Here is a 12,666-nt window from a genome sequence, read left to right on the forward strand (position 1 = left end):
GGGGTCCGCCCTTCGCGGTGTACCAGCGCTGGTGGGCGATCCAGCCCGCGAGGGTGCGGTCGGTGGGCTCGCCGGGGGCGGGGACGGGTGCCTCGTCGCTCATGGGGCGAACCGTACGCGCCGGGGCCTGAGGGTGGTGCGTCCGGCTCGGCACGCGGCGCCGGCCCACGGCCGGTCTGCGAGGATGACCGGGTGCCGCACTACCTCGAGGACCTCGCCGCCGGACAGACCTTCACGACCCCGGGCCGGACCATCACCGAGGCGGACGTCGTGTCGTTCGCCTCGTGGACGAACGACAACAACCAGGTCCACACCGACGTCGAGTTCGCCGAGAAGACCCGGTACGGCCAGCGGGTGGTGCACGGACTGCTCGGTACCTCGCTCTGCCTCGGGCTGATCGCGCGCACCGGGGTCTTCGAGGGGTCGGCGGTCGCCCTGCTCGGCATCGACCAGTGGCGCTTCACCGCGCCGGTGTTCATCGGGGACACCCTGACGTGCGAGGTGGAGATCCTGTCGACCCGGCTGACGAGTTCGGGGCGGACGGGCATCGTCGAGCGGATCGTCTCGCTCCGGAACCAGCGGGGTGAGCTCGTGCAGCAGGGCCGCATGGACGTCATGGTCCTCACCCGGGACGCCGCGATCGACTGAGCCGCCGGGCGGACCCCGACGGACGCTCCGGCAATCGGCGACGTGCTCTTTACAACGATGTACGGAGCACGCCAGCATGGTGCCATGAGCACGCTCGACGGCATCGTCGCCACACCCGCCACCGCTTCCCCCGACACCCTCCCGCTCGCCACCCGGCAGGACGGCGAGTACCCCCGGCCCCAGATGCTCCGCACGCACTGGGCCGACCTCGACGGCACCTGGTCGTTCCGGAACGACGGCGACGACCCCCGGTGGCGGGCGGGCTTCCCGGACGCGCGGGACATCGTCGTCCCGTTCCCACCGGAGTCCGTCGCGTCCGGCATCGACGAGCCGGGCTTCCACCCGGTCGTCTGGTACTCGCGCACCATCGACCGCGCCGACCTGCAGGCAGCCGGCCACGGCGACGCAGCTCCGCGGCTCCTCCTGCACTTCGGCGCCGTGGACCACCGCGCGCGGGTCTTCATCGACGGCCGCTTCGTCGGTGCGCACGAGGGCGGTCACACGCCGTTCTCGTTCGACGTCACGGACGCCCTGACGGCGGGCGGCATCGACGGCCAGGCCGGCGGTGACGGCCAGGCGGGTGCCGACGCCGTGCACACGCTCGTCGTCCGCGCCGAGGACGACCCGCACGACCTCACCCAGCCCCGCGGCAAGCAGGACTGGCACGAGGAGCCGCACGCCATCTGGTACCGCCGCACCACCGGCATCTGGCAGACGGTCTGGCTCGAGGCCGTGCCCACGACGTCGATCGAGTACCTCCGCTGGACCACCGTCGACCACCAGACCCTCCGTCTGACCGTCCGCACCGCCGGACCCCGGGTGGGCGGCGAGCGCCTCCGCGTCGACGCCCGCTGGGAGGAGCAGGACGAGCACCTCGCGACCATCGAGTCGACGCTCGGCGACACCGGGACCGAGTTCGACGTGCTCGTCCCCATCGCGCGGCAGGCGAACGGACAGGCCGAGGACGAACTGCACTGGTCCCCGGAGACGCCGCGGCTCGTCGACGCGACGGTTGCACTGCTCGACCCGGACGGCCGGAGCCTCGACGCCGTCTCGACGTACTTCGGCGTCCGCACCGTCGGGGTCGGCGGCGGCGCGTTCCTGCTGAACGGTCGGAGCTACGACGTCCGGAGCGTCCTCAACCAGGGCTACTGGCCGGACTCGCACATCGCGGCGCCGTCGCGTGCTGCCCTCCGCCGCGAGGTCGAGCTCATCAAGGAGCTCGGCTTCAACGCCGCGCGGAACCACCAGAAGATCGAGGACCCCCGGTTCCTCTACTGGGCGGACCGGCTCGGCATCCTGGTGTGGGGCGAGGCACCCGGCGCCTACGCGTTCTCGCCGCGAGCGGTGCAGCGGCTGATGCGGGAGTGGATGGATGCCGTGGAACGCGACGCCTCACACCCCTCGATCGTCACGTGGGTCCCCGCGAACGAGAGCTGGGGCGTCCAGCACATCGCGACCGACCCGGCGCAGCAGGCCTACGCGCGGGCGTTGGCGGACGTCACCCGGGCGATCGACCCGACCCGCCCGGTGATCTCGAACGACGGCTGGGAGCACGTCGACTCCGACATCACCACGATCCACGACTACGAGGGCGACGGGCGTCGGCTCGCCGCGACGTACGCCGACGAGGCCGCCCGGACGGAGCTGTTCCACGGCACGGGGCCGGCGGACCGCCTGGTGCTCGTCGGCGGTGCGGTCGACCGCGGGCAGCCGGTCATGCTCACCGAGTTCGGTGGCGTGAACCACCAGCCGGGCGTCCAGCGCGAGGACGGCTGGGGCTACACGACCGCGGCCGACGGTGACGACTGGATCGCCCGGATCACCGCGTTGTACGACGCGATCCGGGCGAGCTCGTTCCTGGCGGGGTCCTGCTACACGCAGCTGACGGACACGATGCAGGAGACGAACGGCCTGCTGCACGCCGACCGCACCCCGAAGATGCCGATCGAGCAGATCCGACGGGCGGTCACCGGGCGCTGACCGGGCGCAGGAGCCGGGAGGCACGTCCTCGGTGCGCAGCAGTGGTCGGGTCCGTCGAACGGACCCGACCACTGCTGCTCACGAGACGCGGAGATCGGCGCGAGACCCACGCGGCGTCTCGGCGCGGATCAGGAGGCGCGGGTCAGGAGGCGAGGAACCGCAGCACGGCCTCGTTCCACTCGTCCCGGTGCGACGCCAGGACGCCGTGCGGCCCGCCCGCGATGAGGTGGGTCTGCGCGTCCGGGATCGCCGCGGCGGTTCGCTTGCCCGACACCTCGAACGGCACGATGCCGTCGGAGTCGCCGTGGATCACGAGCGTCGGCACGTCGACCTTGGTGAGGTCGTCGCGGAAGTCCGTCGTGGCGAACGCGACCGTGCAGTCGAGCGTGCCCTTCGGCGACGCCAGCTCGGCGATCGCCAGGTCGTAGGCGCGCTGGTCGGCGGAGACGAGCGGCTCGTTCGCGGGCGAGGGCTCCCCCGCCGTGTAGAACAGGTCGACGAACTCGTGCAGGAACGCGGGGCGGTCCCCGCGGATCCCGTTCGAGAACCAGTCGGCGAGGTCCTGGTCGACCCCGCCGTCCGGGTTGTCGTCGGACTTCCACAGGTACGGCGGCACCGCGCTGGCGAACACGAGCTTCTTCACCCGGCCGGTGCCGTAGGTGGACACGTAGCGGGCGAGCTCGCCGCCGCCCATCGAGAACCCGATGAGCGTGACCTCGGTCAACCCGAGCTGGTCGAGCAGCGACTCGAGGTCGGCCGCGAACGTGTCGTAGTCGTACCCGCCCCACGGCTGCGACGACTGGCCGAAGCCACGGCGGTCGTACGCGATGACACGGTGCCCGGCCTCGACGAGAGCAGGGACCTGCCCCTCCCACGAGCGGCCGGACAGCGGCCAGCCGTGGATGAGGACGACCGGGTCGCCCGACCCGAAGTCGTCGTAGTGCAGGTCGATGTCGTGCCCGTTCTCGGCTCCGACGGTGATGAACGGCATGGTGCCTCCTGTGGTTTGGTCTTCCAGGGAACGCGGTCCATGCAACGCCCCGCGCACTGCGCCGACGCTGGTCGTGTACGCCTTGCGGACACCGGGGCGGCGCCCTGGACGTGCGAGGATCGGGCGGTGACCAGCGCGCCGGAGACGACCCGCGCCTCCCGGCCGGCCCCGGAGGCGCGTCACGGCGGCTGGACCACTCCCCTGCTGCTGTGGCTCGCCTCACGCGTGGTCAGCACGGTCCTGCTCGCCACCGTCTACGGCATGGCGACCGCGAACGGCTGGCCGTTCGCGTCGGTCCGACGCGACCCGTCGTTCTTCACCTTCTCGGGGTCGTGGGACGCGTCGTTCTACCGGATCATCGCGGAGCACGGGTACCCGACGACCCTCCCCCTCGACGACGCGGGGCACGTCGTTCCGAACGCCTGGGCGTTCCTGCCGGTGTTCCCGACGATCGTGCGCGCGGTCATGCCGCTCACGGGCGGCTCGTTCTGGGTGGCCGGTGTGCTCGTCGCGACCCTCGCCGGTGCCGGCGCGTGCGTCCTGCTGTACCGGCTCGTGCTGGCCGTGGGCTGCTCGCACCGGGCACGTTGGGCGACCGCGCTCTTCGCCTTCGGGCCGACCGGCTTCCTACTGCAGGTCGCCTACGCCGAGAGCACGTTCCTGCTGCTGCTCTTCGGGGCGCTCCTGGCGCTCATCCGGCGGCGGTACTGGCTGATCGCGCCGTTGGGGCTCGTGGCGGCGTTCACGAAGCCCGGGGTGCTCGCGCTGGCCGTCGCGCTCGCGGTGCACCTCGTCGCGCGGTGGGTCGCGGAGCGCCGGACGCTGCCGGTCCGGGACGCCGTCGCGATCGTCGTGTCGGGGCTCGTCGTCGCCGCGGCCGGGCTGGCGTGGCCGGTGATCGCCTCGGCCGTGACCGGGCGGCCGAACGCGTACCTCGACACCGAGCTGTCCTGGTGGGTGGGCTTCGTCGGCCGGCAGCACTTCGCGCCGCTCACCCCGTGGTTCACGATGGCCCGGACGTGGCTCGGGCCGTTCGGGATCGTGCTCGTGGTGGCGGTGCTCGCCGGCGCGGTGTGGTTCTGGACCCGGAGGTCGGTCCGTGCGCTCGGCGTCGACGTGTGGGCGTTCACCGCGGCGTACGGGCTGTACCTCGTGGCGGTGTTCCTGCCGCAGCAGTCCCTGCCCCGTCTGCTCATGCCGACGGCGCCGCTGCTCGGGTCGGACGTGTTCGTCGGCACGCGACGCCGGGCGGTCGCGTGGCTCGTCGTGGGCGTGTGCCTGCAACCGGTCGCCGTCGTGCTGCTCTGGTTCCTCGGCTACCCCTGACGGGCGGCGGCGTCCTGACGCGCGCCTGGCGCGCGGCGGCGCGGGCGCTACGCGTCGAAGGTGTGGAACCAGGCGGTGCCGCCCGGGTGCTGCACCGTGATCATCTCGTCGAGGTCGCGGTACGGGCCGTCCTGGTTGTGGCTCGCCGACTTGATGCGGATCGTGCCGTCCGGCTCGGTGAACACCTCGGAGACGATCGTGGTGTGGTCCGGCGAGTCGTTGTCGTTCCAGTCGTAGAACACGATGTCGCCCACCTTGACCTTGTCGCGCTCGTCGAGGGACCGCCGGGTGAGCCCGAACTCGGCGGCGTTCGCGCTCAGCCACGGGTCCATCGTCGGGCAGTAGGTCCACGTCGCGGAGTGCTCGGCGCCGGCCGCACGGTTGTACCAGTCCGAGCGCTGCTGCCAGCCGCGGGCGATCAGGGTCTGCGAGACGTAGTTCGCGCAGTCGCCGCCGATCGGGTTCATGGTGCCGTACTCGGCGAGGTTGTAGTCCTTCCAGTGCGCCATCGCGTACTCGAGCTGCCGGTCGACGTCCGTCAGCGCCGCGTACGCGAGGCTCGTCGTCGCGACCGCGGTCGAGGCATCCGGGACGGGCGAGGAGGTCGGTGTGGGCGTGGCGGTCGCGGAGTCCTGGGTCGCCCCGGTCTGCCCGTCGTTCGCGGCGCTGCCGTTGCCGTCCGAGGACTGGTTCGCCGACGGTGACGGCTCGATCGTGGTCGTGAAGAGCGCGACGTCCGCCGCCCCGGGCGTGTACATCGCCTGGTGCGGTGCCGTGAACGTCACCGTCGTGGCGGTCGCCGTCACGTCGCGCGCGGCGATGCCACCGACCGTGACGCCCTTGACCGCGGCCAGCCCGGAGCCGGCCACGGTGATCGTCACGCCGCCGGCGAGCGGGACCTTCGCCGGGGTGAGCGCCTTCGCGACCGGCTTCGCGGCGGGCGTGGACGATCCGCTGCCGGACGCGGCCCGACCCGTGCTCCCGCCCGCGTCCGTGCCGTCGTCCCCCGACGAACACGCGGCGACGGCGAGCCCGATCCCGGTCACCCCGGCGAGGGACAGCAGGGAGCGGCGCGTCAGGGAAGCAGTCATGGTGGTTCCCAGGGTAGGCGACGGCACGGCATGATCGCTGGCAGGAACCACCATCGAGAGGATCAGCACGCACATGCCCGAGAGCCACGACTTCTTCGTCGCCGCCGACCCCGAGTCGGTCCGGACCCGCGTCCGCGGCACCCTCGCCCGCGAGGGCTACACCGTCGAGGACGGCGAGCAGGGAGCCCTCCGCGCCACCCGCGGCAGCATGGGCCTCACCCTGCTGATCGGCGGGATGGCGAACGACCGCACGTTCCACACCCGGCTCGACGTGCAGATCATGGTGACACCGGACGGCCGGACGGTCGCGCGGCTCCTGCGCGGTGCCGGGAAGTCGGCGCTCAAGGGCGGTGCGCTCGGGATCGCACGGGGCAACCGCGCCTTCGAGCAGGCCGCGAACGCGATCCATTCCGACCTCGCGCACGCGGGCGTCCTGACGGACAGCGTCCCCGGCTGACGTCGGACGACCCCGGGAACGGGAGAAGGCCACCCGATCGGGTGGCCTTCTGCCGTGGAGTGGAGCTAAGGGGATTCGAACCCCTGACCTTCTCATTGCGAACGAGACGCGCTACCAACTGCGCCATAGCCCCAAGTGCTCGACCACACTAGCACCAGCGCGCGGTCGATCCGAAATCGACCACTCAGACGGCGCGCCGCCGACGCATGATCGCGTCGAGGTCGGTCTGCTGGTAGCCGTCGTCGTCGATGACCCCCATCCCCGCCCACTTGCTCGGCGGTGCCGGGGGCGCGGCGGGTGCGGGCGACGGTGCGATCGACGGCTCGGCGGCCGCGGTTTCCGTCACGGGGGCTCGGAGTCCCAGACGCTCCGCGAGTCGGCCCTGGTCGTGCGCGGACAGCGACGCGACGGCCTCCTCGACGTCGGGGCGCATGCGCGACACCCGGGCGAGCGACGGGTCGGTCTCGGCGGCACGGATCGCGGCCGCTTCGGCCTCGGCTTCCGCCTTGGCCGCGGCGACGCGCTCCCTGAGTCGCGCGGCGAGCTCCGCCGACGACTCCGGCGATGCCACCGGCCCCTTCGGGCGCTCGACGTACAGCGGCTTCGGCATGCTGTTCGGCGTCCAGCTGCGATCACGAGCGGGCTCGGCCGCCTGCTGGGTGGACAGCGGCGGCGCCGGGTCCGTCCACTCGCTCGCGGGCCTGGAGGCGCGGCTGGGCTCCGGCACGGCCGTCGCGGTCCGCGCCTTCCGCGCCGTCGCGACCTGGTGCAGCTGCGCGAGGACCGCTGCGGATCCCCCGACGGCGACGAGGCCGGCGACGCCGACGAGCCAGGCGGTGGGCACGGAGACGAACACGACGACGGCGACGACGAGACCCGCCGTGCCGAGCAGGGTGGCGCCGAGCCGCGACCGGCGCATGCGCATCGCGGTGAGGGCGGGGACCGACGAGGCACGTTCGAGCGCGGGCGCCTGCTCGGCGAGGCGACGGGTGATCTCGCGCTGCCGGGCGGCCTCGTGCGCGCGGACGATCGCGGTGCGCTTCGCCTCTTCCGACTTCGCGACCCGCTGGGCCTCGGCGAGGGACTTCGCGTTCATCTCGATGCGGACCTCGTCCGGCAGCTCGGCGGTCTGCGCGAGGATCCGGAGGGTCTGCTGCAGCCGGATCGCGTTCCGCTCGGTGGCGAGGTACTGCCGACGGGCCGCCCAGGACGGCATGAGGTAGACGAGCCAGAGCACGGCCGCGATGAGCAGGACGATGCCGCCGCCCCAGGAGCCGATACCTGCCATGGGGACACGGTAGGGGCGGGGGTTCCCCCGTCCGGTGATTGCCGGACGCGTGTTGCGCGTGTCGCGACGAAATCACCGGGGACGAGCCGCGCCTCCCGGGCCGTCGCGCCGGACGGACCGGACCCTCGGGTCAGACGCGGGGCGTGGTGTGCAGCGGCATCGCCGCCTCGTCGCGCGCCGCGAGCGGGACGGAACCGAGCCCGGGCGGCACCTGGCCGCGGACCCAGCGTTCGAGGACGCCCTCGCGGACCTCCTCGGCCACGAGGGCGAAGCAGAAGTGGTCGCGCCAGTCGCCGTTGATGTGGATGTAGCGGCGGCGGAGCCCCTCGTACCGGAAGCCGAGCTTCTCGACGACGCGCAGCGACGGCGCGTTCTCGGGGCGGATGCAGATCTCGATGCGGTGGATGCCGACGACGCGGAAGCAGTGGTCCACCGCCAGTGCGACGGCGATCGGCGTGACGTTGTGGCCGGCGGCGTCCTCGACCACCCAGTAGCCGATCGACGCACTGGCCAGCGAGCCGTACGTGATGCCGGAGACGTTCAGCTGCCCGACGAAGCGGCCGTCGAGCTCCATCGCGAACGGGAGCCCGAGCCCCGCGCGGGCGTTGGCCTGGAGCGCGCGGATGCTGCCGCGGACGTCGGTGGAGACGTGTCCGGAGGGGTTCGTGGCCTCCCACGTGCGGAGCCAGGAACGGTTGGTCGCGAGGGCGACGTCGAGGTCACGGGTGTCACGGAGGCGGAGGGGCCGGATGGTGACCCGCCCGTGGGACAGGGTCGGGATCGTCGTCATCGCGCTGGTTCCTCCGGGAGCGTCGAACGGGCCCGGGGATGATCCCCGGACCCGTTCGGCGACGGGTCGTCTATTCGCCCGCGTTGAACTCCTTGAGCCACGACTTGAGGTCGGGGCCGAGGTCTTCGCGGTCCGAGGCGAGCTGGACGATCGCCTTGATGTAGTCGAGTTTGTCACCGGTGTCGTACCGGCGTCCACGGAACACGACGCCGTACACGCCGCCGGTCCACTCCTCGGCGTTCGCCATCTTCATGAGCGCGTCGGTCAGCTGGATCTCGCCGCCCTTGCCCGGCTCCTGCTTCTCGAGGACGTCGAAGACCTCGGGGCGGATGACGTAGCGACCGATGATCGCCAGGTTGGAGGGCGCCTCGCCCTGCGGGGGCTTCTCGACGAGCCCGGTGATCTTCACGACGTCGTCGGTGTCGGTCTCCTCGACCGTGGCGATGCCGTACAGGTGGGTCTGCGACTCCGGGACCTCGAGCAGCGCGACGACGGTGGCGTTCTTCTCGCCCTGGACCTCGATCATGCGCTTGAGCAGCGGGTCGCGGGCGTCGATGATGTCGTCGCCGAGGAGCACGGCGAACGGCTCGCGGCCGACGTGCATCTTCGCGCGGAGCACGGCGTGGCCGAGGCCGAGCGGGTCGCCCTGGCGGACGTAGTGCATGTCGGCGAGGTCCGTGGACTGGTTCACCTTCTGCAGCTTCTCGTGGTCGCCCTTCTTCTTCAGGGTCTCCTCGAGCTCGGACACGTGGTCGAAGTGGTTCTCGAGCGCGTTCTTGTTGCGGCCCGTGATCATCAGCACGTCGGTGAGCCCCGCGCCGACGGCCTCTTCCACCACGTACTGGATGGCCGGCTTGTCGACGACGGGGAGCATCTCCTTCGGCATCGCCTTGGTGGCGGGGAGGAAGCGCGTGCCCAGGCCTGCGGCGGGGATCACGGCCTTCGAAATCTGGAAGCCCATGCCTGGACGGTATCGGATGACCCTTGGACGGGGCATGTCGTCGCTACGGAGGACACGGCTTCCCGCGCTCGGCGGCGGAAAGCCGCAACACGTGCCCTCGGTAGACTCCTCGGCATGACCGCCGATCTCGGGAACGAGAAGCGCGCCCTGCGAGCCGAGCTCCGGCAGCGGCGGCGCACCCGGACCACGACCGAACGCGAGACGGACACCGAGTCGCTCACCGCGACCCTGCAGCGCTTCGCCGAGGAGCGGCAGGTCGAGTCGATCGCGGTGTACCTCTCGGCGCCGGACGAGCCGGACGTCCGGCCGTTCCTGGACTGGGCGTTCGAACGCGGCATCCGGGTGCTCCTGCCGATCACGCGCGAGGACGGGCTGCTCGACTGGGCGGTCGGCGACGGCGTCTCGGAGACCGAGGGGATCGCCGGTGTGCCCGAGGTCGTCGGTGAGGTCCTCTCCCCCCTCGCGATCAACGACGTCGACGCGATCCTCGCCCCGGCCGCGGCGGTCGGCCACGACGGCGTCCGGATGGGCTGGGGACGCGGCTACTACGACAAGACCCTCGGGTCGATGGCGAACCGACCGCCCGTCTATGCTGTGATCTTCGACGCGGAGTACCTCGACGAGGTCCCGCGCGAGACCCACGACGAACCCGTCGACGGCATCATCACGCCGTCCCGCATCATCACCTTCCGGAGCTAGGGTGCCCACCTACTCGTACCGCTGCACGGAGTGCGGCAACGCCTTCGACATCAAGCAGTCCTTCTCCGACGCCACGCTCACCGAGTGCCCGGCGTGCGGAGGCGTCCTGCGCAAGGTCTTCTCGCCGGTCGGCGTGACGTTCAACGGCGGCGGCTTCTACCGCACCGACTCCCGTCCGGCCCCGAAGGGTTCGTCGGAGTCGTCCGGTTCGTCGGAGTCGTCGGGCTCGTCCGGCTCGTCGTCGTCGACGCCCGCGAAGACCGAGTCGAAGCCCGCGGCCGCGAAGCCCGCCGCCTCGACCACGCCGAAGCCCGCCGCGTCCTGACCGTCGTCCGGACTCCTCGGTAGGTTGAGAGCGTCGCCGTCCGGCGGCCGTCCTCGACCCGGAAGGAGTCCCGTGAAGGGGTTCAAGGAGTTCCTGCTCCGCGGCAACGTCATCGACCTGGCCGTCGCAGTCGTCATCGGTGCGGCGTTCACCGCCATCGTGACCGTCATCGTCAACGCACTCATCAACCCGCTCATCGGGGCCGTGTTCAACGCGTCCTCGCTCGACACGGCGTTGATCCTGAAGATCCCGACCGCGACGGGCACCGATCCCGCCGAGCTCAAGTTCGGTGCGATCATCGGCGCGGTCATCAACTTCGTCATCGTCGCCGCGGTGGTCTACTTCGCCCTCGTGCTGCCGGTGAACCACCTCAAGAAGGTGGCGTTCGAGCGGGTCAAGAACGACGAGGAGCAGACGCCGCAGGACGTCCCGCCCACCGACGTCGAGGTGCTGCTCGAGATCCGCGACCTGCTCCGTTCGCAGAACGGCGGCGCCGTGGCCACCGGCGGGGGTGCGCACGTGGCACCGTCCACCGCTCCCGAGGGTCCCGGCATCGGCGGCACGACGAAGCTCTAGTCCGGCGCACCACCGAAGTCCGTCCGAACCGCGCGATCGCGTGCCTCGGGCGGACTTTCGTCGTGCGGGGCGCANCGGCGGCGCGCGGCGTCAGCGCGCGGCGGCGACCGAGCGGCGCTTGGCGAACATCGCCACCGCGTACTGCGCACCCGCGAGCACGTGGCCGACGGTGCCGAGGTACACGAACACCAGGGCGACGACCCGGACCCACGGCGCGTTCTCGTCGACGGTGTGCACGGCCGAGAACAGCAGCACCGGCAGGCCGACGAACAGCAGCGCCGAGCGGATCTTGCCGGTCCACGTGACGTCGAGGTCCGGGTTGCCGTGGAACAGCACGCTCGAGAGCACGACGAGCACCAGGTCGACGAGCACCACCACGGCGACGACCCACCACGGCAGCAGCCCGGTCAGCACGAGCGACAGCACGATCGCGATGATCGCGAGGCGGTCGGCGACGGGGTCGATGGCCTTGCCGAGCTTCGACCCCTGGTCGAACTTGCGGGCGATGAAGCCGTCCGCCCAGTCGCTCACGCCGATGACGACGAGCGTGACGAGTGCCCAGCCGGGGTGTCCGGCGACGACGAGCCAGACGAACACCGGGATCAGCAGCAGGCGGACCAGCGAGATCAGGTTCGGCCAGGTCTGCCAGTCGGGGCGCTCCCGCACGGTGTCAGTCATCGCAGGACAGGCTACCCGCTACCAGTGGGGCGGGACGTCCCGCCGCAGCTGGTCGTCGTTCTCCCCGTCGCGGTGCCGCGCCGGTTCCGGCGGCGCCACCGGGTCGTACCCCGGCACCGGCTGGGTGGTGACGCGGCGGCGGGGCCGAGCCGCGCCTCCTGGACGCGGTTCCGGCTCGCCGCCGTCGGTCGCCGGGCGGTCGGGAGGCGCGGCTGACGACGCGTCGTCGGCCCGCGACCACGTGCCCACCAGTTGGTCGGTCTCCGGCGTCACCGGACCGGCCGGCCGGGAGGCCCGCCGGCTCGGCCGAGGGCTCATCGGCGGGCGGGCCCGGTGGCGGGCACGCCGGGATCGAGATCCGACGTGCTCATCGGCGGGCGGGGATCGGCGGGATCGAGATCTCCTGCGTCACGCCGCGGTCGACGCCGAGCACCTGGGCGACGGTGTTCGCGACGCGGTCCGGGTCGGAGAAGAGTTGGAACGCGTGCACGCGCACGTAGTGCCAGCCGAGTCGGCGCAGGACCTCGGGGCGGAGGCGCAGCGACTCGCGGAGCGACCCCTGCACGAGCGTCGCGTCGGTCTCGATCGTGACGCACACCCCGCCGTGCGCGGCGACGAGGCCGAGCTTGCCGCGGTGCCCGAGCGCGACCGGGATGCCGCGCATCTCGAGCCGGCGGGCGAGGTCGACGAGCAGCGGGTCGGAGTCGTCCGGCACGTACTCGGCGGTGGTGCGCGCGCGGACCTCGGCGAGGATCTCGGCGAGGGCGACGGTGCCGTGCCCCATGCGCTCGGCCTCGATGTCCGACGGCTGGAAGCACGTGACGATCACCATCGAGCGGCGCGCACGGGTCAT

The 12,666-nt window shown here is 71.9% G+C and carries 13 protein-coding genes, 1 tRNA gene and 1 pseudogene; 7 read left to right on the top strand and 8 right to left on the bottom strand.

The genetic code is table 11. From position 1 onward, the window contains the following. Positions 1-192 precede the first annotated feature (192 nt). Both I5E_RS13980 and I5E_RS13985 read left to right on the top strand, forming a co-directional pair. Positions 193-648: a MaoC/PaaZ C-terminal domain-containing protein gene (locus I5E_RS13980; protein WP_022907531.1), complete on the top strand. Its 456-nt coding sequence runs from the start codon at positions 193-195 to the stop codon at positions 646-648. A gap of 84 nt (positions 649-732) precedes the next feature. Beyond that, the gene (locus I5E_RS13985) at positions 733-2,631 is read left to right on the top strand and encodes a glycoside hydrolase family 2 protein (protein ID WP_022907532.1); all 1,899 of its coding nucleotides are present in this window, start codon (positions 733-735) and stop codon (positions 2,629-2,631) included. Positions 2,632-2,773: 142 nt separating this feature from the next. Here the strand turns inward: I5E_RS13985 and I5E_RS13990 are convergent, their stop codons facing one another. Further along, positions 2,774-3,622 carry an alpha/beta fold hydrolase gene (locus tag I5E_RS13990; protein WP_022907533.1) on the bottom strand — a complete coding sequence of 283 codons (849 nt, stop codon included), beginning with the start codon at positions 3,620-3,622 and terminating at the stop codon, positions 2,774-2,776. 126 nt (positions 3,623-3,748) lie between these two features. Here I5E_RS13990 and I5E_RS13995 point away from each other — a divergent pair, with 126 nt between their 5' ends. Then, positions 3,749-4,948 (top strand): hypothetical protein, encoded by a 1,200-nt coding sequence (locus tag I5E_RS13995; protein ID WP_022907534.1) that lies wholly within the window; start codon positions 3,749-3,751, stop codon positions 4,946-4,948. A 47-nt stretch (positions 4,949-4,995) separates the two neighbouring features. Here the strand turns inward: I5E_RS13995 and I5E_RS14000 are convergent, their stop codons facing one another. Next, positions 4,996-6,039, bottom strand: coding sequence for an amidase domain-containing protein (locus tag I5E_RS14000; protein WP_022907535.1), 1,044 nt, complete (start codon positions 6,037-6,039; stop codon positions 4,996-4,998). A gap of 73 nt (positions 6,040-6,112) precedes the next feature. On the opposite strand from I5E_RS14000, the gene I5E_RS14005 reads away from it, so the two are divergent. After that, the gene (locus tag I5E_RS14005) at positions 6,113-6,496 is read left to right on the top strand and encodes a hypothetical protein (protein ID WP_022907536.1); all 384 of its coding nucleotides are present in this window, start codon (positions 6,113-6,115) and stop codon (positions 6,494-6,496) included. A 60-nt stretch (positions 6,497-6,556) separates the two neighbouring features. Here the strand turns inward: I5E_RS14005 and I5E_RS14010 are convergent. The 4 genes from I5E_RS14010 to galU all read right to left on the bottom strand — a co-directional run bounded on the left by I5E_RS14010 (position 6,557) and on the right by galU (position 9,535). Then, positions 6,557-6,629 (bottom strand) — tRNA-Ala (locus I5E_RS14010). A 51-nt stretch (positions 6,630-6,680) separates the two neighbouring features. Continuing rightward, on the bottom strand, positions 6,681-7,784 hold the full coding sequence (locus I5E_RS14015; protein WP_022907537.1) for a hypothetical protein: 1,104 nt from the start codon (positions 7,782-7,784) through the stop codon (positions 6,681-6,683). A 130-nt stretch (positions 7,785-7,914) separates the two neighbouring features. Continuing rightward, positions 7,915-8,574: a GNAT family N-acetyltransferase gene (locus I5E_RS14020; RefSeq protein WP_022907538.1), complete on the bottom strand. Its 660-nt coding sequence runs from the start codon at positions 8,572-8,574 to the stop codon at positions 7,915-7,917. Positions 8,575-8,644: 70 nt separating this feature from the next. Beyond that, positions 8,645-9,535 (bottom strand): UTP--glucose-1-phosphate uridylyltransferase GalU, encoded by an 891-nt coding sequence (galU, locus tag I5E_RS14025; RefSeq protein WP_022907539.1) that lies wholly within the window; start codon positions 9,533-9,535, stop codon positions 8,645-8,647. Positions 9,536-9,649: 114 nt separating this feature from the next. Here galU and I5E_RS14030 point away from each other — a divergent pair, with 114 nt between their 5' ends. The 3 genes from I5E_RS14030 to mscL all read left to right on the top strand — a co-directional run bounded on the left by I5E_RS14030 (position 9,650) and on the right by mscL (position 11,135). After that, a complete protein-coding gene (locus I5E_RS14030) occupies positions 9,650-10,234 on the top strand; it encodes a 5-formyltetrahydrofolate cyclo-ligase (protein ID WP_022907540.1) in 585 nt (194 codons plus the stop codon). A gap of 1 nt (position 10,235) precedes the next feature. Beyond that, the gene (locus I5E_RS14035) at positions 10,236-10,559 is read left to right on the top strand and encodes an FmdB family zinc ribbon protein (protein WP_022907541.1); all 324 of its coding nucleotides are present in this window, start codon (positions 10,236-10,238) and stop codon (positions 10,557-10,559) included. A 72-nt stretch (positions 10,560-10,631) separates the two neighbouring features. After that, the gene (gene mscL / locus I5E_RS14040; protein WP_022907542.1) at positions 10,632-11,135 is read left to right on the top strand and encodes a large conductance mechanosensitive channel protein MscL; all 504 of its coding nucleotides are present in this window, start codon (positions 10,632-10,634) and stop codon (positions 11,133-11,135) included. 90 nt (positions 11,136-11,225) lie between these two features. On the opposite strand, the gene I5E_RS14045 is transcribed toward mscL, so the two are convergent. Both I5E_RS14045 and I5E_RS14055 read right to left on the bottom strand, forming a co-directional pair. Then, positions 11,226-11,813: a CDP-alcohol phosphatidyltransferase family protein gene (locus I5E_RS14045; RefSeq protein ID WP_022907543.1), complete on the bottom strand. Its 588-nt coding sequence runs from the start codon at positions 11,811-11,813 to the stop codon at positions 11,226-11,228. 367 nt (positions 11,814-12,180) lie between these two features. Then, positions 12,181-12,666: pseudogene (locus I5E_RS14055) on the bottom strand (AAA family ATPase); the annotation flags it as partial.

Source organism: Curtobacterium sp. B18 (assembly GCF_000333375.1).
In the GTDB taxonomy this organism is placed as follows: Bacteria; Actinomycetota; Actinomycetes; order Actinomycetales; family Microbacteriaceae; genus Curtobacterium.